This window comes from Methylobacterium sp. J-026 (assembly GCF_022829585.1).
Lineage (GTDB): Bacteria > Pseudomonadota > Alphaproteobacteria > Rhizobiales > Beijerinckiaceae > Methylobacterium.
The window spans coordinates 1-328 of the sequence record NZ_JAKSYC010000122.1 but is presented as its reverse complement, the minus strand read 5'-3'; the positions used below and the strand labels follow the sequence as shown (position 1 = coordinate 328).

Annotated in this window: 1 pseudogene; it reads right to left on the bottom strand. The window is 68.9% G+C overall.

The features are described 5' to 3' along the window. Nucleotides 1–238 (bottom strand): annotated as a pseudogene (locus tag MKK69_RS12255) (hypothetical protein); the annotation flags it as partial. Nucleotides 239–328: the final 90 nt, after the last annotated feature.

Here is a 328-nt window from a genome sequence, read left to right as displayed (position 1 = left end):
GGATGTCAGCCTCCGCAGCTATCCGGATCCGTCTGCCCCAGCCGTCGCGCCAGCGGCTGGCGTCCGCGCACCACCGCGGCCGGTGCCCCAGATGAAGGACAATGCGACCGTGTGGCGGGCCGCGGCTCTCGCGGCGGCCCTGCGCCCGGCCGAAGCGGATCGCCATCGATAGCTCGCGCCAGTCGAGCGGATAGAAAAAGCGGTGCTCGGGCCGGATCGGCATGATGGGGCTGAACACCCGATGGCGGGCCTATTCTGTGGCAGGGTGGCGGATCGCTTCTGTATCATCTCGGCAACAGCCGCGGGCCAAAGTCACGGGGTGCTGCAA